The organism is Bacteroides sp. 43_46, from assembly GCF_001915455.1.
In the GTDB taxonomy this organism is placed as follows: Bacteria; Bacteroidota; Bacteroidia; order Bacteroidales; family Bacteroidaceae; genus Bacteroides; species Bacteroides caccae.
On the sequence record NZ_MNQN01000139.1, the window covers coordinates 1390 to 21204 of the forward strand.

Genomic DNA, 19815 nt, shown 5'->3' on the forward strand with positions numbered 1-19815 from the left:
ACCATTACGTTATACATCAATTTAGTTCCCTCACCAATGACCTTATAGAGAGTCTTGCGCAACAAATCAACAAATTTGTCCTCCAAAAACTCATAGAAGAACTGGCTGGGCACTTGTACGACCAGCGTTTTGTCTTCATATTTTAAAGGTATGATGGGAAGAAACCATGTTTTGTATGTCTGCTCCGGAACATTGTCTCTGATGATTTCAAGACAGCGATTCCACAGCCCGACATGATCTATTTCACTCATAACGGCTATAAATACATTTATTAATTAAGCATAACTTCTACGATTGCAAAATTGGCAATCTTATTCGAGAAAAACAAATCCTTTTTTTCTTGCGTTTTTAGGGAAAGTAATAAGCTCTTTACTTTCAGCTACTTATCGGTTACTATGAGTATACTCCTTATATAAGGTGTGTTGCATTTATCTAATACTTTGTCATATAGTGGTTTATGTAGCTTTGCGTCTCTTGTTTTCTTTCTGTGCCCAGAGCAGGAAAAAGCCCTTTTTCGCTCCTTGTATAGAGCAAATGAGGGCTTTCCTTTTAATTCCTTTATAGACTTATTATTTAGACAAAATCTATATAACGTCCATCTTTTACTTATCTTTCTTGCCGAATAGGGAGAAATGGACGTATCGTTTCGGATGCGATTTCAAGTCTTCCAATAAACTTGCTGCGTTGGCAGTGGTGGCGTTCAGATTATTATATAGAGAAGGGTCGTTTAGCAAAAGTCCGACGGTATTGTCTTTCTGGCATTGTTCAAAGTTGCGTCTACCTTTTGCATGGCGGCAGCATAATCTATCTCCTTTAAGTTGTTGGAAATGAGTGCAAAGTTGTCTCCAATGGTATTGAGCTTGCCGGTCAGTTGTGGAATATCATCCTTCATTAGAGTTTGCAACTGGCGGCTTGTGACGGCCATACTTGCTGTTAAATCTTGTACGTTATGCAAGGTTGCAGGGATGGCGGGGTCGGCTAGTATGACATTTAAGGATGCGAGGATGGAATCCAGCTTGGGCAGCATCTTCTCTACTTGCGGCATCATGGTGGCAACTTTTTCCATCATTCCGTTGTTCAGCACGCCGGGGATTGTGTCTCCAATCTGGTATTTCTCCCGTGGGTTATTGGCAAGCAGCAGGTTCATCTTTACGCCGCCAAGCATTTCGGCTGCCAGTTCTGCCGTACTTCCTTTGGGAATGCGCAGCTCTGGGTCAACATCTATTTCGGCAACGACTTTGCCCGGTTGGGTATAGTCGTAGTACAAGTCGCGGACAATACCCACGCGGAAGCCGTCGGCAAAGACCGGGCTGGATTTTGTCAGCCCATTGACATTCTGGAATTTCACGTAGAAATAGCTGGAGGGCTTGAACATATTTATCCCTTTCAGGTAGTTGATGCCGTATACCAATATGCAAAGTGCAGCTATGCCTGCTATTCCTATTCTAACTTCTTTTGTAATATACTTCATGATGTATCTTTTGTTATTTATTTCTGTTCTTTTTAAATTCGCTGATGGCTGTGTTGACGTTTATCTTTTCTCCATTCTTGAACGCAATGATGAATGCGTCCTTGAATTTGTCCGTAATGCTACGTTTGCTGCGCAGCACCTTGTTGTAATCGGGTGATGCGCCGTACGTATATTTGTAGATTCCGCCTTCTTTATAATAATCCACGTCTTTCAGTCCTTTCAGTCTTTTGTCATTCTTGGCCAGAGGACGTGAAGAAGTGAGTATCTGTATCTTAAACACGATGCCGCTCTGTTCTGTTTGGGAAACGGCTGCATTTTCTGACCTTTGCGGGCGTTGGGCAGCTTGGTTACTCTCCGCTTGAGGTGCATTTTTCTTTTCCGGTGTCGCTGTAGCTGCGTTGCCTTCTTCTTGAACGGGCTCGGGTACATCCTCCGGAAGAATGGTATTGCTGCTTCCGTTCAACCGGATTTCCTGCTCGCGCTTATAGGTGAGGAAAGCGCGGAAGATACCGTTGGCAAGTGAGGTGGTTCCTGCTTCAGTGTTCAGGTACCGTTCCTCTTCCGGTGTGGAGATGAATCCGAGTTCCACCAGTATGCTTGGCATGGCACTGGCCTTCAATACCAGAAAACCTGCCTGGTGCACGCCCCGATCTGTACGTTTGCAGGTTTGGCGGAAATGCTTTTGTACGAGGGAGGCGAGGTGCACACTCTGTGACATGTATTTGTCTTGCATGAATTCGAAGATGATGTAGGACTCTGCCGAGTTGGGATTGAAGCCGGCATACCGCGTCTTGTAGTCGCTTTCGTAGAGGATAACGGCATTTTCGCGCTTGGCTACTTCCAGATTGGCATCCGATTTTGCCAGACCCAGTGTCCAGGTGGAGGCTCCTTTGGCCGTCCGGTTTTTGGCCAGGGCATTGGTATGTATGGAGATGAACAAATCAGCTTTGGCGTTATTGGCAATTTCAGCGCGCCGGTCCAAGGGGATGAATATGTCCCGGTCCCGCGTATAGATAACTTTTACATCAGGGCAGTTCTTCTTGATTTGTTTGCCAAGTTTGAGTGCTACATTCAGGTTGATATTCTTCTCTTTGGAAATTTTTCCCACTGCACCCGGGTCGTGTCCACCGTGTCCGGGGTCTATAACGACAACAAAGTCTTTCGCTTCAGCGCTGCCACTGCAAAAGGGGGAGATAAGCAGCCCTAAGCATATACTTATATATAATATGTATCGTCTGTATAGTTTCATATAATTGTAGCAAAGACAATGCTTCCTTTTCGCTTGGCAAATGTAGTGGAAATTTATAGAAAACTAATGGATTATGTTCAGTTTTATTGTTCTTCTTCTCATTTTTAGTGTAATTAATGTCTGTGTTTGAGTAATTAGTGGCTCAATGTATTGATAATATGCGTAACTTTGCGGCAGATAATTAAAATAGCAAATCAAGTATGCTGGTTCGTTTTATAAAGAACTGGACGTTGCCTTTGGCAATGCTTGCCGGTACTTTGGGATATTTCTTTTTTGCAGACATTCCTTTTGTGGCGCCTGCCAAACCTTATGTGAATGTGTTAGTGGCTTTCCTGACTCCACTTTTGATTTTTTCCCAACTTCTGCTCACTTTCTGTAAGGTGGAGGTGCATGAACTGAAACCCAAATCGTGGCATGGATGGTTACTGCTGTTCCAGACGGTTTCTTGCTTGATTGTTGCGGTATTGTTGGTGTGTTGTCCTATGGAGGAGGTCTACCGGGAAGTGTTTGAAGGTGCGATGGTCTGTCTCATTTGTCCCACTGCAACCGCTGCGGCTGTCATTACCGGTAAACTGGGTGGAAGCGCATCCAGCCTGACGACCTATACGTTGTTGTCCAATCTTCTGGCGGCTGTGGCTGTTCCTTTGGTTTTCCCGTTGGTGGAGCCTCATGCTGACATTACTTTTTTTGTTGCATTCCTGAAAATTCTGAGTAAAGTCTTTCCATTGCTGCTTTGTCCTTTCTTGCTGGCATGGTTTCTGCGTGCGTTTGTGCCGAAGGTGCATCATTTTCTGTTGGGTTTCCATGATGCAGCCTTCTATTTGTGGGCGGTAGCTCTTGCCATTGTCTCAGGGCAGACGGTACGTTCATTGGTCAATAGTGATGCACCGGTATTTGTTGAACTGCTGATAGCCCTGGCGGGACTGATAACCTGCTGTATACAATTCTATTTGGGAAAGAGAATCGGCGGTCATTATGGTGAGCGCATCAGTGGAGGGCAGGCGCTGGGGCAAAAGAATACGGTGCTTGCCATCTGGATGGCATATACTTATCTTAATCCGTTATCTTCCGTCGGTCCGGGATCGTATGTGCTGTGGCAGAATATAATCAATAGTTATCAGCTGTGGAAGAAAAGGAAAAATGAGACGGAATAACTGCTGAGTATTTTACATCTTATTTGCTTTATGGACATAGAGGGTGGTTGCAACAATTATCAGTACAAATGCCATAATGAGGAATATTATCCGGATAAGACGATGTTTTGAAAATAGGTTGGCCATGCAGGCAGAAGCCACGCTGAAACGGGCTATTATAGAATCAATTGTGGCGTTTTCGAAAAAGACTGATGCAATACTCCATAGTGCAATAATGGTTAATATAGCATTGGCTGATAAACAAAGAATTTTATCAAGTGGCATTCTAAATACTTTTCTTGTTCTCATATATAGGACTCTATGTTTAACTCCTTTCATTCCTGCCTTTCGCTGAATCAGCCAAAGGATAGGGCAAAAATAAAAGAGAACTTCCTGACAGAATCAATATTGTCTTGGAATATTGTTAAATGATTGAATTTCTAAACCTATGTTTATTCTTTGCTGTCAAAACTCTGTTTGTGTCTGATGCGGCTCATGTGAATAGGGGTTATTTTCAAGTAAGACGCAATTTCTTTTAGGGGTACCATTTGTAGGATTTCTGGACATTTTTTAAGAAGTTGGAGATAGCGTTCTTCCGATGTAAATCTGAACAAATCCAAGTAACGTGAATACGACTGAAAAAATAATTGTTCGGCTGCAATACGGGCTATTCGTTGATTTTCTTTGTTCTCTTCAAATTCTTGTAGAAGTAATTCGGAAGAACAGATGTAGATTCTACATGGGGTTATTGCTTGTATATTCAATTCAGATTTTATGTCGTATAAACAATTGGGATAATCAGAGATAAATTCATTGGCAAAAGAAAAACCTACATTATATGTTTTGTTTTCAGTTTGGTTGATGCAGGTATATTTGATTACACCGGATACAATAAACCCGAAGAAAGAACCGACTTCTCCCTCTCGGAGGATAAACTCATTTCTTTTATAATACCGTAGTTCTCCGTTTCTTAAACACAGTTCCCTAAAAAAGTCAGTGTCTATATTGCCCATGTATGAATTAAAATCTGTCATTTACAACACATGTTTTTCGAAAGGTACAAAATTATTGTTTTATTCCTGATTTTCTGTCATTGTTGGTAAGCTGGTCGTGGACTCTCTCATTATAATACTTTAAAAATTTAACTTCACCTACGTTTTTTAAAAGCTTTTGGTTTTCAATGAAGTTTTGTCCGTATTTTAGCCAACGTTTGGTAAATCTTTTGAATTTAGTACATGGGAAATCAGAACATTGGAAACAATGTGTTATTCTTTTTTCCAAGCAACATAAATGGAATGTTTTACATTTTTCACAGCGAGAACCATTCTGTTCTGCTCCTTTGCAGGGACTTTTTTCTCTTGTGTATATGGGACAACCACCACAAAAGACACCACAAGCAGGAATACGTCCGTTATACGATTTCATTCAGCCAGCCTTTTCGCCATCCAAAAATTGGTGAGATAAAGTTGGTTGGCTTTGCGTTTCTGTTCCACTTCTACTATATAGCCTCTTTTCTCAAAGAATGGACGGGCTGTCAGGCTTACTTCTGATGTAATTCGCATGATTCCTCTTGCGGTTGCATACCGTTCTATCTCATTTAGAAGTATGGTAGCAATGCCTTTACCTTGAAAATCTTTATGAACAAACATAGAATGCAAATATCCTTGGTGGGTAATGGATGAAAAGCCGACAATCTGTGACTGTTGATTGGTTGCCACAATAAAATAATGTGTCTTAATCATGTCTTTTATGCGGGAGAGGTCGTTTCCGCACGATGCCCAATCTGCCACTTCTGCTTCTGAATAGTCACGTTTGTTTATATGGAGGACTGTCTCTTGAAACAAACTCATAAGTTCAAGGGCATCAGGCTGTTGGGCAATTCTAATTGTAAAATCTGTATTCATGTTTTTAAGTGCTAAAATGTATGCTTTTAGATGTTCCATGTTCTAACAGAAAGTCTTTCAATGTATTTATTGTGTTTGCAAAGATAATCTTTTCATTTCTAATTTATTGGTTTAGGAAAATCAAGTTGTTGATTCTCTGCTTCGAATATAAAAAGTATGCGAATTTTTATGAAGCATGGGAATCTGCTTTCAATCGCCAGCCAATGGCTGATGAATTTAACCGGGTAGATTTCTTGCCAATTGGTTTCAGACCTGCTTATAAGAACAATTTATAACAAAGTACTCCCAATAAAAGCAAGACTAAAGCACATGCTGCAAGAATCGTCTTTGCCCTGAATAGATGTTCTTTATCTGACAATTCCTTTTCAGTAGTATTTCTTCGGATTTTTTCTATTTCCTCAATGGTTACATCGGCTCTCTCAGGACCTTTCCTTTCTACAAGGTATTTGTAGTGCTCCCGCATCCGTCCTCTGCTCAACTTGCGGAGAGCACGGTTCTCTTTATCCCTTTGTAGCATGTCATTGATGCAGCCTAATGTTCCCATAAGCAGATTTTTATCATGTGTAAGCAAAATGGTTTGCTTGCACGTGTACTAAGATACGGCATTTATGTCGCTTTCGCAAGCGATTTTGTGTTTTTTGATATAAACTGATGTGACGATACGATTTTGATAGTTATGTTAACTCATTGTCTGCCAGAGAGTAATTTTGCCAACCCATTGTCATGCTTTTGGCAAACTTTTGCCATGCCTATGGCAAAGTCTTGCCAATAGGGTGGCAAAATCTTGCCAACTTGTCGGCAAGAAAGACACACACTGTTCCCTATACCTTTATTATAGTGTGATAGCGTGACAAGTGTTTTTCCTTTTTAAAACTTTTGTGTAGAATGATGATGGGCTTCTTTTATTCTGTTTTGCCGGACGGCATCAGCAGTTCTTCTTCATTGTAGCGCGGTCGGTCCTTCACCTCAATGTATATTTTGCCGATGTATTCGCCTACAATCCCCAGCGACACAAGTATCACACCTCCTACCAGCCAGACGGAAATCATCAGTGATGACCATCCGGGGACGGCGTTATGCTGTGTGTAAGAGTGAAGTGTCCATCCGGTGACACACAGTGCCACAAGAATAAAGATGCAGCCTATCCAAAAAATCATACGGACCGGTTTGACGGAAAAGGAAGTGATACCGTCGATGGCAAAATTAAGCATCTTCCGGAAAGGATACTTTGATTCTCCGGCAAAACGCTTGTCACGATTGTAGTACACGCTGTCCGTCTGGTAGCCGATGAGGGGAACCAGCCCCCGAAGAAAAAGGTTGCGCTCGCGGAAGCGGCATAGGTGTTGTATAGCCCGCTGGCTCATCAGGCGGTAGTCGGCATGGTTGTAGACGGATTTTACCCCCATTGCCTTCATCAGCCGATAAAAGACCAAAGCGGTGTTGCGTTTGAAGAAAGTGTCGGTCTTCCGTTCTTTACGTACGCCATAAACGATGTCATTGCCCGCTTTATAGCTGTTTATCATGTCCGGAATCACTTGGATGTCATCTTGCAAGTCTGCATCAATGGAGATGGCTATCTCGCAACGCTCTTTTACTGCATTGAGTCCTGCTAGCAGGGCATTCTGGTGTCCTACGTTTCCTGCCAGGTTCAGTCCGCAGGCATAGGCCGTATTTTGGTGCAGTTCTTTGATGATAGCCCATGTCTGGTCGGTGCTTCCGTCGTTTACATATAATATATAGCTTTCCGGGGAAATTTGCCGGGCTTGTATCAGCCGGTCGAATAATTGGCTCAATCGTTTATGGGTTTCATGCAGCACTGCCTCTTCTTTGTAGCAAGGTACGACAACGGCGAGTATGGGAGAGTTTTCCATCATAGAACAAATCTTTTTGCAATATTCGTAAGAAATCGGGAGAAAAACAAATTATCACTCTTTTCTTTTGAAAACGAAACGTACGAGTAAGAAGTTGACCGGAATGGCGATGGCGAAAACCGGAATGGGGGCCAGAGGTTTGGGGATGCCCATCCAGAGAGAGAGGTTCAGCAACCCCATGTGTAGCAGATAGCTGCATAAGTGTGCCCCTCCAAATCCGAAGGCTTTTCTCCATGAGGGCTTTCGGCCGAAGGTAAAGTAAGCAGTCAGATAGAAATTGGCGATGAAGCTGAGAGCATATCCCAGTGTATAGGCTATGTTTACATTGATAACCCATTGTAATACAAAATACAATCCGTAGTGCAGAGCTGTCGCAAAGATGCCCACCATTACGAAGCGTACAAATTCCGGTAGTTGTTTCAGCCGCTTCATCTTAACATTAAATATCTACTCTCTGTTGCCATTATCATTGGGGCGGCAAAGTTAGGCATTGTTTCAGAATTATTTGTAATTTTGCTTTGCGAAATTAAGCTGCATCTCAGCAAATTGCAAATAAATTTGCATCTGCTTTCGGTTTGCGCTATCTTTGCGTCCAGAAAACATAAAAAACAAATAAGGTATGTCGGACAGAAAGAAGGCGTTCTGGTTTATTGCGCTGCTGAGTGTGCTTGTGGTTGTTCCCTTTCTGGGAGAAACCATTTTTTATTCCAAGGGGGAACCGCGGGAGGCGATTGTTGCCCTTTCTATGCTGGAAAGTGGAAACTGGATACTTCCGGTGAACTATGGTACTGATATTGCTTATAAACCCCCTTTCTTCTACTGGTCAATAGCCGCCGTCTCTTCCCTTTTTGGAGAGGTGACGGAGTTTTCCGCCCGTTTCCCGTCTGCATTGGCTTTTTTAGCCATGCAGTTGATGTTCTTTGCCTTTGTGGCAAAACGTAAAAACGTTCAAACGGCGTTTCTGGCCTCTATTCTTCTTTTGTCTTCTTTCGAGGTGCATCGGGCGGCTGTCGCTTGTCGGGTCGATATGGTTCAGGTTGCCTTTATCGTTATTTCCCTTTGTCTGCTGTTCCGCTGGGATGAGAAGGGATGCCGCGGAGTGCCCTGGCTTGCGGTGTTGCTGATGGGATGTGCCACGTTGACCAAAGGGCCGGTAGGCTCCATATTCCCTTGCGCGTGTATCGGTGTGTATCAGTTGTTGCGCGGACGTTCTTTCTGGAAAGCGTTTTTCTCGTTGGTAGGTATCGGCTTGCTTTCTTTTGTTCCTTATTTAGCTTGGGTATACGTAGCTTACAGACAAGGTGGACAACCGTTCCTCGATTTGGTTCTGGAGGAGAATACCGGGCGGTTTATGGGCAAAATGTCCTACGAGTCCCATGAAAATCCTATATGGTATAATTTCCTGACTTTGATTTGGGGATGGATTCCCTGGACGTTGGTTCTGGTAATTTCCTTGTTTGGCTTGAAGTGGAAAAACATGCGTTGTCTGCCGGAAGGGGAGACCCTGCTGTTGCGGTTGAAGAAGGGCTGGACTGCTTTCCGCAACCAGTCTCCGGTACAATTGTTCACGTGGCTGGTCATTCTGATAATCTTTGTCTTCTACTGCATCCCCAAGAGTAAGCGGAGCGTTTATCTGCTTCCCATCTATCCGTTTATGGCAGTGCTGATAGCTGAGTATCTGTTGGCTTTGGTACAAAAGGGGGCACGAGTTTTCAGGATTTGTGCAATCATCTTTGCTTCTTTGGGCTTGTTGCTTACGCTTGTTTTTGTCGTAGTTCGTCTCGGCCTGGTTCCCGACAGCGTTTTTGGAAGTGGACGCCATGCCGCTGAGAATGTAGCCTTTATGCATGCGTTGGAGGATGTGGCTTTGTCTGTTCCCAAGTGGCTCCTGGTAGCGCTTCCCGTAGTAGCCGCTGTCTGCACATTACGCATGGTGATAAAGCGTGCGGATAGCCGGTCATTATTATATGGCATAGCAGGATGTATGCTCTGCCTTTTCGTATCATTGGATTCGGTTTATCAGCCCACGGTGCTGGCTGTGAAATCAGATAAACATTTGGCTGAAAGGGTCAATACGTATGTTCCGGAAGGTGTGGTCTATTCTTACTCGAAAATGAGTTTCTATGGTGTTAACTTCTATCTGAAAGACCGCATGCGGCACATTGAAAAGGAACGTCCGTCCAGCGAGGAGGGCTATTTGTTGGTTCCCGTAAAGGAGGAGGAGAATATGTTGGGAGAGCTGGAACAGACGTATCATCTGGAAAAGATATTCCGTACAGACAGACGCAGTTGTGATATGCGTAATGAAATCTGCATGTATAAATTTAGGGCGATTGACATTCATAACCCATAATTTATAACTCATAACTCATAACTTAAAATGAATCCGATAGATATCATTAACAAATATTATCCGGAAGAGAATGAGTTGCGGCATATACTGTTGACGCACAGCCGTTCCGTAGCCGACAAGTCGTTATGGATTGCCGACCGCCATCCGGAACTTTCATTGGATAAGGATTTTCTGTACGAGGCTGCCATGCTGCACGATATAGGCATTTTTCTTACAGATGCGGCAGGTATCCATTGTTTTGGCGACAAGCCTTATATCTGTCACGGTTATTTGGGAGCCGACCTGATACGCGGCGAAGGCTATCCCCGCCATGCTTTGGTTTGTGAACGCCATACGGGTGCCGGACTTTCATTGGAGGGAATCATTGCGCAGGATTTGCCCGTACCGCATCGTGAAATGGTTCCGGTCAGCTTGGAAGAACAAGCTATCTGTTTTGCCGATAAGTTTTATTCAAAAACTCATTTGGAAAAGGAGAAAAGTGTAGAAAAAGCCCGAAAAAGTTTGGAACGTTATGGTGAAGAAGGGGTACGGCGCTTTGATAATTGGTGCGAACAGTTCTTGTAGCAATCTAAATTTCTTTAAAAAGGGAGATTATCCGTATAAATTATGTACTTTTGCCCCTCCAAGCGTAAACTATTAGTTAATGACGCCATTGAAAGCAAATACATTCATATCATTCATACTACTATTCGTCTTGCTTCTTCTCTCCGGTGGGGCTGCTTCTCAGCGCCGTAGAGCGAAGGTCGCGCCTCCGAATATTCAGCGGACAGACACGTTGCAGGTAGGGGATAGTTTGCAGATGGGAGACTCCCTGCAAGGGGGAAAGGGGCTTCCTGCCGATTCGTTGCAACAAGATACGGTAGCGGCTGCGCCTCCCAAGAAGGATGCATTGGATGCTCCCGTAGCCTACGAAGCCAATGACTCCATTGTATTTACGCAGAGTGGCTTTGCCCATCTTTACGGCCAGGGAAAGGTGAGTTATCCGGGTGCTGACCTGGAGGCTGATGTCATCTCTATGGATATGGACAACAGTACGGTTTTTGCCCGTGGCGTGGTCGATTCTGTAGGAACAGCCAAGGGAAGACCGGTCTTCAAAGACGGGGACACCTCCTACGAAACCGATACTATCCGTTATAACTTCAAGAGTAAAAGAGGTCTTATCAGCAATGTTGTCAGCCAGCAGGGCGAGGGATACGTGACCGGTAATAATGCCAAGAAAGGGAATAATGATGAACTCTATATGAGGAGCGGTCGTTACACGACTTGTGACCATCATGACCACCCCCATTTTTATATGCAGATGACTTATGCCAAGGTACGTCCGAAAAAGAACGTGGTGACGGGACCTGCCTATCTGGTAGTAGAGGATGTGCCGCTTCCGCTTGCCGTTCCATTTTTCTTTTTCCCGTTTTCTAGCAGTTACCAGTCCGGTTTTCTGATGCCTACCTATATGGATGACTCCAATCGTGGCTTCGGTCTGACGGACGGTGGATATTACTTCGCCATCAGTGACCAAATGGACTTGAAGCTGCGGGCGGATATCTTCACGAAAGGTTCTTGGGCGCTGAATATGGAGTCGAACTATGTGAAGCGTTACAAATATTCCGGTTTGCTGCAGGCAAGCTATCAGGTGACCAAGACCGGTGACAAAGGCTTGCCCGACTACTCGGTTGCCAAAGACTTCAAGGTGGTGTGGTCTCACCGGCAGGACCCGAAAGCGAGTCCGAATTCTACCTTTTCTGCCAGTGTGAACTTTGCTACCAGTAGTTATGAGCGTACCAATATCGGCAATATGTACAACTCCCAGGCAATGTCGCAGAATACCAAGACTTCCAGTGTCAGCTATTCGCGTAACTTTCCCGACCAGCATCTGAGCATCTCCGCTTCAGGTAATATTGCCCAGACCATGCGCGACTCCTCTATCGCGGTGACTTTACCGGACATGACCATTTCCTTGAGTACCATTTTCCCTTTCAAGCGCAAACATGCAGTGGGAGATGAAAAGTGGTATGAGAAGATTTCCGTTCGCTATACTGGCCGTGTGAAGAACAGTATCAAGACGAAGGACAATCTGTTGTTCAAGAAGAACCTGATACGCGATTGGGAGAACGGTATGCAGCATGAGATTCCGGTAAGTGCCACGTTTACTTTGTTCAAGTACTTCAATGTGACGCCTACCGTAAACTATACGGAGCGTTGGTACACCCGCAAGGTGAAGAAGGACTGGGACGATGAGCAAGGCAAGGAGGTGAATGATACGACCTACGGCTTTCACCGTGTATACGACTACAGTGCCAGTCTGGGTATCAATACCAAAGTTTATGGTATGTACAAGCCATTGTTCATGAAGAAGAAGGAGATACAGATACGTCACGTCATCACTCCCTCCATCAGTTTCAGCGCTGCGCCCGATTTCACTTCGTCCCGTTTTGGCTATTATGACTCTTATATAAAAGACCAGAACGGCATTCGCGATACCGTGCAGTATTCCTATTATGCCGGTCAGGTGTTCAGTCCGCCAAGTGGAGGAAAGCAGGGGCTTATCAGTTTCAATATCTCCAATAACCTTGAAATGAAGTTCAAGGATAAGAATGACTCTATCCGCAAGGTGAGCCTGATTGACGATTTGAGTATGGGTATCAGTTACAACACGGCTGCCCAGGTGCGTCCTTGGAGTGACTTGAGCTTTAATCTCCGTCTGAAGTTGAGCAAGAGTTATACGTTGAGTATGAGCTCTACCTTTGCCACTTATGCTTACGAGTTTGATGAGAACGGAAGGGTGGTGCCCGGTAACCGTACGGAATGGTCGTATGGCCGTTTCGGTCGTTGGTCGGGATATGGTACGTCGTTCAGTTGGACCGTGAACAATGATTCGTGGAAGAAAATAAGGAACTTCTTCACCGGTCAGAAGGATGACGAGGAGCAGGGCCAAGACCAGAATGCCTCGACGGAGGAAGACGGTGACATGGAGGGGGAAACTACCGAGGACGGCACTCCGAAGAAGAAGAAGGAAAAGGCTGCTGCCGATGCTGACGGCTATCAAGTATTCAAAATGCCTTGGTCCATCAACTTCAGTACCGGTTTCAATATAACGGAAGACACCAGTAAGCCCATTAATCGTAAGAACATGCGCTATCCGTACAAATTCAGCCTGAATTCCCTTAATATAAACGGTAACGTCAAGCTTACCAATAAATGGGCTGTCAGCTTCAATTCCGGTTATGACTTCAATGCGAAGGAGATAACGCAGACCGCTTTCAACATCACACGTGACCTGCACTGTTTCAGCATGACGGCTGCCATATCACCTTTCGGACGCTGGAAATACTATAACTTTACCATCCGTGCCAATGCAAGTATCCTGCAAGACTTGAAATGGGAACAGAGAAGCCAGACTCAGAGTAATATTCAGTGGTATTGATGTTTACCAAATTATTTCCGTCTCTCCATGTTCCCGCAAATACTCGTTTGTTTTGCTGAAATGCTTGTTCCCGAAGAAGCCGTTATAAGCGGATAGGGGAGATGGATGTGCCGAGGTAAGTACCAGATGTCGGCTACGGTCGATGAATGCCCCTTTACGTTGGGCGTAGGCTCCCCAAAGAATAAATACAAGATGCTCTTTTTCTTCGGCGAGAATGCGGATAGCCGCATCTGTAAATGTTTCCCAACCTCGGTTTTGGTGAGAACCGGCTTGGTGTGCACGTACGGTGAGGGTAGCATTGAGCAGCAATATGCCTTGCTCTGCCCAGCGTGTCAGATTGCCGGTAGTGGGGGCATCAGTGCCAATGTCATTTTTTATTTCCTTGAAAATATTAAGTAAGGAAGGAGGGAAAGGAACACCGTCATTTACGGAGAAACAAAGTCCGTGTGCTTGTCCCGGACCATGATAGGGGTCTTGACCGATTATCACGACTTTTACTTTGTCAAAAGGGCATAGGTTGAATGCATTGAATATCAGCTTTCCCGGAGGATATATTGCATATTTCCCATATTCGTCCCGTACAAAATCAGTCAATGTACGGAAATAATCTTTCTCAAATTCAGGTTGCAGATGTGCTTTCCAGCTTTCTTCTATTTGAACATTCATAATTGGATCTGTTAGTAGTTTCGGATGCTAAAGTACAAAATAAAAAATAAAGTCCAACCTTTTGAGGGGGTGAACTTTATATTATATGACGGGATAAATGTATATCAAATCAGGTGTATATTGTGTTCCTTGCACTCTTTGCGCATATCTTCCGGCCAGATACTGGCTTGTATCTCACCGATATGCGCCTTGCGCAGATAGAACATACAGAGGCGGGACTGCCCTATACCGCCACCGATGGAAAGCGGCAGTGTATCATTCATCAAGCGTTTGTGGAAGTAAAGTTCCAGGCGTTCCTCTTCGCCTTCCTCTTTGAGCTGGCGAAGCAGGGCTTCCTTGTCTACGCGGATACCCATGGAGGAAAGTTCGATGCTGCGTTGCAGGATGTGGTCCCATAGCAGGAGGTCACCGTTCAGTCCGGGGAGGTCGTTCAGCCCTTTGCTGGTATAGTCGTCGTAGTCCGGGGCGCGTCCGTCGTGCTTCTTGCCGTCGCTCAGCTTGCATCCGATACCGATGATGAACACTGCACCGTATTTCTTGCAAATGGCATGTTCGCGGCATTTGGGTTCCAAGTCCGGATACAGTTGGCGCAATTCTTCGGCATGGATAAAGTGAAGTTTCTGGGGCAGGCAAGGCTTGATTTGCGGATACATCTCATATACCATATATTCTGTGCGCACCATAGCTGCATAGATACGGGTTACTATCTCCTTGAGGAATTCCACATTGCGGTCTTCGGCAGTAATGACGCGTTCCCAGTCCCACTGGTCTACATAAAGGGAATGCAGATTGCCCAGTTCTTCATCGGCACGGATGGCATTCATGTCTGTGTAGATGCCATATCCCGGTTCGATATGGTATTCGGCAAGCGTGAGGCGTTTCCATTTGGCGAGGGAGTGCACCACTTCAGCTTTGGCGTCGCCCAAATCTTTGATAGGGAAAGTTACGGCACGTTCCACTCCATTGAGGTCGTCATTGATACCCATTCCTTTCAATACGAACAGTGGAGCTGTCACACGTCGCAGGCGCAGTTCGGAAGAGAGGTTCAATTGGAAGAACTCTTTAATTTGTTTAATCCCTAATTCAGTCTGTTTTAGGTCCAATAAAGGTTTGTAACCTTCAGGTGTTATCAGGTAGCTCATAAATTTATTCAGTATAACTTCTATTAAATTGCTCGGCAAAGATAGGAATAATATTGATACTTGCTTCTGTTTTGTGGGAAAAAAGAACAAAATGTTTGTGTAATTGCGGTTAGTCTTCTCAAAGTAATAATAAAAATATTCCTCGGTTTGATATAAAAAGCGTTTGAATGTTAGGAATCTGCTAATTTTTTTATACTTTTGCATCCACATTTGGCTCCGTAGCTTAGTGAATAGAGCGTCAGATTCCGGTTCTGAAGGTCGTGCGTTTGAATCGCACCGGGGTCACAAAGAAAGGAACTCCCTTTGCATGAATACTTTGCAAAGGGAGTTTCTTTTTATACAATACATCCAGAAAAGTCAACCATACGGTTCTCTTTCTTGTTATAATTTCCATAGAGTTAGAGGTATGAAACAAATAATATTTATTTTTGCAATGTTAATGACTTGTCTGTCCTATGCCGGTAAGCCGGAAGGACGGTCAGAAAGGAGAACAGACATGAAACCAATGAAAGAGATTTATCTGGCAGGAGGATGTTTTTGGGGTACCGAACATTTCCTGAAACAAATAGAAGGTGTGGAGGCTACCCAGGTGGGATATGCCAATGGAAATATAGCCAATCCTACCTATCAGCAGGTATGTACCGGTACCACGGACTTTGCCGAAACCGTAAAAGTACAGTATGATCCCGATGAGGTGGACTTGCCTTTCCTTATCGACCTTTATTTCAAAACGATTGACCCTACCAGCCTCAATAAGCAAGGGGGGGGATAGAGGTACACAGTATCGCACGGGTATCTATTATACGGATACCGCCGACCTGCCCGTTATTCGTGAAACCGTTGACCGGCTGGCTGCCAACTACTCCCGTCCGTTGGTTGTAGAGATAGAGCCTTTGAAGAACTTCTATCTCGCCGAAGATTATCATCAAGACTATCTGGACAAAAATCCTGGTGGATATTGCCACATTAACCCCACCTTGTTCGACCTGGCACGTAAAGCGAAGATGAAGAAAGAAGGAGATGGCGAGTATTTAAACCTGGAAAAGTAACGGACAATGGATATACTGTTAATAAGTAATGAAGATACGTGCCGCAGCCGTATCGCGCAGGAACTCCTGCATGCATTTGGCAGGGGAATGAATATCTCTACGGCAGGAATTATGGAGGGGAACTGCGTTCCCGATGCCGTGTGCAATGTGATGGAACAGAATGGTTTCAGCGTGTCTCGCAAGAAACCGTCTGGTGTCGGGACCTATACGCACCGGTCGTGGGACTACGTGATTACCCTATGTAAAGAAGCCGGAGAAGAACTGAAATTTATCACTCTGGATGCCAAGCAGCAGGTGCATTTTAATTTTGAAGACCCCTTTAAAAATCGTTTTCAAAATGAAAGTGAGCAGGAGCAACAAATTGCCGCACTCTATGAAACCATGTACCGGCGGCTGTATGAATTTTACCGCGATGAACTGAGTGGGCAGTTGTTACCCCATTGTACGTGCGGTGCAAACACCTATTGCCGTTGTGAATAGTGAAATATGTGTTTTTTTTGAAGCAATCTCTTGACTCGTCCCTAAGGGCAGGACCTATCTTTGCATCATAAACAAAATGTGCATGAGTTTATGAAGAATAAAATGAAGTTTAAAATCGGAGAGTTTTCCAAACTTTGCCAGGTGACCGTTAAGACGCTTCGTCATTATGAAGAGATAGGATTGATGATACCCGTTGAAGTGGATGAGTGGACGGGGTATCGCTATTACGACATCAGCCAGCTCCGGTGTATGAGCCGTATTGTTTACCTCAAGCAATTAGGGTTCAGCCTCGAAGAGATATCCGAGTTGTTTGCCGATGGCAAGGAATTTCCGGATGCTGAATTGTTGAAGGTTAAAATAGAACGTTGCAAAAACGAGATTGAACACTTGATATGGCGGCAGACCGAACTTGCCAAATTGGAAAATTTACTCCATAAACAAGAGAATGTTATGGAAAAAGTGTTTAAGAAATCCCTCCCTTCAAGAATTTTTGCTACCCATCGCCGTAAAATAGACTCTTATCAGGAGCTGTTCAATCTTTGTCCGAATATCATCGGGCCTGAAATGTACCGTTTGGGTTGTGAATGTCCTGCCCCGGAATATTGTTTCACGGTGGAATATAATGAGGAATATGGGGTTGATATTGATATCGAGTTTTTTGAAGCGGTGGCTGAACGCAAGGAAGATTCGGAACTGATTAAATTCAAGGAACTTCCGGAAGTGCCGGTTGCGCTCTGTGTCAACCATTACGGTGCTTATGAGCATATGCCCGAAACTTTCGCCGAGCTTTTTGCGTATGCCGAGACAAATGGATACGAGGTCATTGACCGTGCCCGGTTTTGCCATATTGACGGCATTTGGAACAAAGAAACGGTGGATGAATGGATGACGGAAATTCAGTTGCCCATCAAACTTTCTTAATCAGCCTTTGATTTCTGCGGAAAGCTTTCAACCGTGAGAATACCTAAAAATAGGGATAGGTAGTCAACTTATTTTCTGCGAACTTTGCAGACTGAAAAAAGAATTGAAATGAGAAGCCTGCATATTCTGTTCATATTGGTAGTTGTCACTTGGCTCGGTTTTCCGCTGAGAGCGCAAGAAGCTATTTCTATCGGGACTCGCCACACTTTGTTTTCGCATGTCTTGAATGAGGCTAGAGAATATTGGGTGTATGTACCTGCAACCCGCCCGGGTGAAAAAGAGGAAAGTTATCCGGTTCTTTATTTGCTGGACGGTGATTCTTTTTTTCATTCGGTGGTAGGTTTTACTCGCTTGTTTTCCACCTCCAAAGTTTCTTCCTTACCGCCCTGTATCGTTGTGGCTGTCCTGAATACAAACAGAACCAGAGACTTTACGCCAACCTGTTCCGCTGCCCGGCGTGACGGAACTGTCCGTCCGGGCGATAAACCGGAAGGGGGTGGGGCAGGACAATTTTGCCGTTTTCTGACGGAGGAGCTACGCCTCGCAGTGGAACAAGACTTGCCGGTGAATGGACAACACTTGTTGGCCGGACATTCTTATGCCGGGTTGTTCACGCTGCATGTTTTGCTGAATTATCCCGGTGCATTTGATACATACATCGCCATAGACCCCAGTTTATGGTGGGATAAAGGATATTTTCAGAAACAGGTAGAACGGCAGGTAGATAAGGTTGACTTTTCAGGAAAGCAACTGTATGTTGCGTTTGCCACTCAGCCGCGTCTTGATAGGAAGCTGATCCACTTTCCCCTGACAGATGATTTTATAGGGAGTGCAGTTCCTCGTATGGAGAAGCGGCATTTGCGGGTGGTATCAAAAAAGTTCCCGGAAGAGACGCATGGAACGGTTGCTCTTCCGGGATTTTATGACGGACTGAAAACGTTGTTCTTCCGTTCTGCGGTTGGAATTTCTCTGCCGAACGAACCTCTCTGAAAAAAAATCTATTTTTCAGTAAGCTGAATGATATGCGCCATTGTACTAAGGGGACTACCTATACCATGGTGAGGTCTGCCAAAATCCTAAAAGCGTCATAGCCTGAGTCGCCTTCCGGCAGGAAGCGCCGAGAAGCGCCGTTTCCTTATAAATCAGTATTTTCAGCTCCGGAGAAGGTTGAGTGTCCTTCTCCGGACACACTGATTAAAAAACTGCAAAAGTGCAGCCGGGGCTTCGTTGACTCCGGGCAATTGGAATAGTAGTACAACTACTGTTGTACAATGAGCGCAGCACCATATGCCCTGCTACCGTACGGAAGTGCATAAAAAAACAGTTGCCTGGAGAAACCCTCTCCAAGCAACTGTTTTCAGCTTCTTGATACTTAACTTTATAATCTACATATTCTAAATCTTTCTTGTCATCAATCGTCAATGTCAATCACCCTCATTTTAGAGTCAAATGTAATTTCCCAACGATTAGACAACTTTATCTCATACTCATTGTCATCGTACTCAATCTGAAGAATTCTTGCATCCGGATAATTGGTCTTTACATAGTTACGTATCGCTTCCGGTACAATCTGTACAGGAACTTCACTTTGTCTGCATCGTACCTCTTTCCATTCCCCCGATTTATCAAATTCTACCTTCTCCCCATTCGTGAACACCACATCATAGCTTTTATAAAACATTCCCGACTCCAATTTAGCCATTGCCACCTTATGGTCTTTAAAATAAGTCTTGATAAATGTCTGCGCCTTCGCCGGCAACTGGCTCACCTCTATCGGCTTATCATTATCTGCCATTACCATTGTGTGCACTGCAAACATACAAACCAACATCATAACTAACTTTTTCATACTTTTCTATTTTTAATAATTAATACTTTATTTGTTTTCTGTATTGCAAAGATGGGAAGGAAATCTGGAAAGAATTGGGAAAAAAACTCTATTTTTGGAAATGAAAAAAAATCTATTTTTGAAAATGGGTGTTGCGGCTCTTCACCTATGAATTTTTGTTTGCAATGAATATTATTTAAAGACACAATAGACTATTATGGCTATGAAAATATTAAATCAGTTTATCGATGATTTTGTAGGTGTTTTCCAATATCGGTTTATGGATACCTTTCAATATTTTAAAGAAAGGAAGAAAAGTAAATATTT

General features: G+C 44.2%; 19 protein-coding genes, 1 tRNA gene and 2 pseudogenes. 9 read left to right on the forward strand and 13 right to left on the reverse strand.

Going from position 1 to position 19815, the window contains the following annotated elements:
- The 3 genes and pseudogenes from BHV72_RS17590 to BHV72_RS17600 form a co-directional block, all read right to left on the reverse strand.
- Positions 1 to 251: DnaA N-terminal domain-containing protein (locus tag BHV72_RS17590; protein ID WP_286857203.1), on the reverse strand; the 251-nt coding region annotated here is incomplete at its 3' end.
- Positions 252 to 602: 351 nt separating this feature from the next.
- Positions 603 to 1471 (reverse strand): annotated as a pseudogene (locus BHV72_RS17595) (MlaD family protein).
- Between the two features lie 13 nt (positions 1472 to 1484).
- A complete protein-coding gene (locus BHV72_RS17600) occupies positions 1485 to 2720 on the reverse strand; it encodes an N-acetylmuramoyl-L-alanine amidase family protein (protein WP_005827280.1) in 1236 nt (411 codons plus the stop codon).
- 200 nt (positions 2721 to 2920) lie between these two features.
- On the opposite strand from BHV72_RS17600, the gene BHV72_RS17605 reads away from it, so the two are divergent.
- Positions 2921 to 3874: a transporter gene (locus BHV72_RS17605; protein WP_009037935.1), complete on the forward strand. Its 954-nt coding sequence runs from the start codon at positions 2921 to 2923 to the stop codon at positions 3872 to 3874.
- Positions 3875 to 3886: 12 nt separating this feature from the next.
- Here BHV72_RS17605 and BHV72_RS17610 read toward each other — a convergent pair whose 3' ends face one another.
- From BHV72_RS17610 to BHV72_RS17640, 7 genes are all read right to left on the reverse strand, one after another.
- The gene (locus BHV72_RS17610; protein WP_022401417.1) at positions 3887 to 4162 is read right to left on the reverse strand and encodes a hypothetical protein; all 276 of its coding nucleotides are present in this window, start codon (positions 4160 to 4162) and stop codon (positions 3887 to 3889) included.
- Positions 4163 to 4305: 143 nt separating this feature from the next.
- Complete coding sequence (locus BHV72_RS17615) at positions 4306 to 4887, reverse strand: Crp/Fnr family transcriptional regulator (protein WP_005827269.1); 582 nt, start codon at positions 4885 to 4887, stop codon at positions 4306 to 4308.
- Positions 4888 to 4918: 31 nt separating this feature from the next.
- Positions 4919 to 5278: a DUF3795 domain-containing protein gene (locus BHV72_RS17620; RefSeq protein ID WP_057097562.1), complete on the reverse strand. Its 360-nt coding sequence runs from the start codon at positions 5276 to 5278 to the stop codon at positions 4919 to 4921.
- A complete protein-coding gene (locus BHV72_RS17625; protein WP_022401418.1) occupies positions 5275 to 5757 on the reverse strand; it encodes a GNAT family N-acetyltransferase in 483 nt (160 codons plus the stop codon). Before BHV72_RS17625 ends, BHV72_RS17620 begins: the two co-directional genes overlap by 4 nt.
- Positions 5758 to 6013: 256 nt before the next feature.
- A complete protein-coding gene (locus BHV72_RS17630) occupies positions 6014 to 6301 on the reverse strand; it encodes a hypothetical protein (RefSeq protein WP_022401420.1) in 288 nt (95 codons plus the stop codon).
- Positions 6302 to 6659: 358 nt separating this feature from the next.
- On the reverse strand, positions 6660 to 7631 hold the full coding sequence (locus BHV72_RS17635; protein WP_022401421.1) for a glycosyltransferase family 2 protein: 972 nt from the start codon (positions 7629 to 7631) through the stop codon (positions 6660 to 6662).
- A gap of 51 nt (positions 7632 to 7682) precedes the next feature.
- Positions 7683 to 8060 carry a GtrA family protein gene (locus tag BHV72_RS17640; protein ID WP_005827252.1) on the reverse strand — a complete coding sequence of 126 codons (378 nt, stop codon included), beginning with the start codon at positions 8058 to 8060 and terminating at the stop codon, positions 7683 to 7685.
- Positions 8061 to 8247: 187 nt separating this feature from the next.
- Between BHV72_RS17640 and BHV72_RS17645 the strand changes: the two genes are divergently transcribed.
- From BHV72_RS17645 to BHV72_RS17655, 3 genes are all read left to right on the forward strand, one after another.
- Positions 8248 to 9981, forward strand: coding sequence for an ArnT family glycosyltransferase (locus tag BHV72_RS17645; RefSeq protein WP_022401422.1), 1734 nt, complete (start codon positions 8248 to 8250; stop codon positions 9979 to 9981).
- Between the two features lie 27 nt (positions 9982 to 10008).
- Positions 10009 to 10545, forward strand: a complete 537-nt coding sequence (locus BHV72_RS17650; RefSeq protein ID WP_005827246.1) for an HD domain-containing protein — start codon at positions 10009 to 10011, stop codon at positions 10543 to 10545.
- A 79-nt stretch (positions 10546 to 10624) separates the two neighbouring features.
- Entirely contained in the window at positions 10625 to 13402 is a 2778-nt protein-coding gene (locus tag BHV72_RS17655; RefSeq protein ID WP_005827242.1) for a putative LPS assembly protein LptD, read from the forward strand.
- Positions 13403 to 13405: 3 nt separating this feature from the next.
- On the opposite strand, the gene ung is transcribed toward BHV72_RS17655, so the two are convergent.
- Both ung and asnA read right to left on the reverse strand, forming a co-directional pair.
- Positions 13406 to 14068 (reverse strand): uracil-DNA glycosylase, encoded by a 663-nt coding sequence (ung, locus tag BHV72_RS17660; RefSeq protein ID WP_005827240.1) that lies wholly within the window; start codon positions 14066 to 14068, stop codon positions 13406 to 13408.
- 104 nt (positions 14069 to 14172) lie between these two features.
- Positions 14173 to 15210 (reverse strand): aspartate--ammonia ligase, encoded by a 1038-nt coding sequence (gene asnA / locus BHV72_RS17665; RefSeq protein WP_008664075.1) that lies wholly within the window; start codon positions 15208 to 15210, stop codon positions 14173 to 14175.
- A gap of 212 nt (positions 15211 to 15422) precedes the next feature.
- Between asnA and BHV72_RS17670 the strand changes: the two genes are divergently transcribed.
- The 5 genes and pseudogenes from BHV72_RS17670 to BHV72_RS17695 all read left to right on the forward strand — a co-directional run bounded on the left by BHV72_RS17670 (position 15423) and on the right by BHV72_RS17695 (position 18650).
- Positions 15423 to 15495, forward strand: a tRNA-Arg gene (locus tag BHV72_RS17670).
- 121 nt (positions 15496 to 15616) lie between these two features.
- Positions 15617 to 16226, forward strand: a pseudogene (gene msrA / locus BHV72_RS19600) (peptide-methionine (S)-S-oxide reductase MsrA); the annotation flags it as partial.
- A 39-nt stretch (positions 16227 to 16265) separates the two neighbouring features.
- Positions 16266 to 16739 carry an arsenate reductase/protein-tyrosine-phosphatase family protein gene (locus BHV72_RS17685; RefSeq protein WP_005833171.1) on the forward strand — a complete coding sequence of 158 codons (474 nt, stop codon included), beginning with the start codon at positions 16266 to 16268 and terminating at the stop codon, positions 16737 to 16739.
- Positions 16740 to 16829: 90 nt separating this feature from the next.
- The gene (locus BHV72_RS17690) at positions 16830 to 17660 is read left to right on the forward strand and encodes a MerR family transcriptional regulator (RefSeq protein WP_005833169.1); all 831 of its coding nucleotides are present in this window, start codon (positions 16830 to 16832) and stop codon (positions 17658 to 17660) included.
- A 108-nt stretch (positions 17661 to 17768) separates the two neighbouring features.
- Complete coding sequence (locus BHV72_RS17695; RefSeq protein WP_022401425.1) at positions 17769 to 18650, forward strand: alpha/beta hydrolase; 882 nt, start codon at positions 17769 to 17771, stop codon at positions 18648 to 18650.
- 421 nt (positions 18651 to 19071) lie between these two features.
- On the opposite strand, the gene BHV72_RS17700 is transcribed toward BHV72_RS17695, so the two are convergent.
- Positions 19072 to 19509 carry a PepSY-like domain-containing protein gene (locus BHV72_RS17700; RefSeq protein ID WP_005827221.1) on the reverse strand — a complete coding sequence of 146 codons (438 nt, stop codon included), beginning with the start codon at positions 19507 to 19509 and terminating at the stop codon, positions 19072 to 19074.
- Positions 19510 to 19815 lie beyond the last annotated feature (306 nt).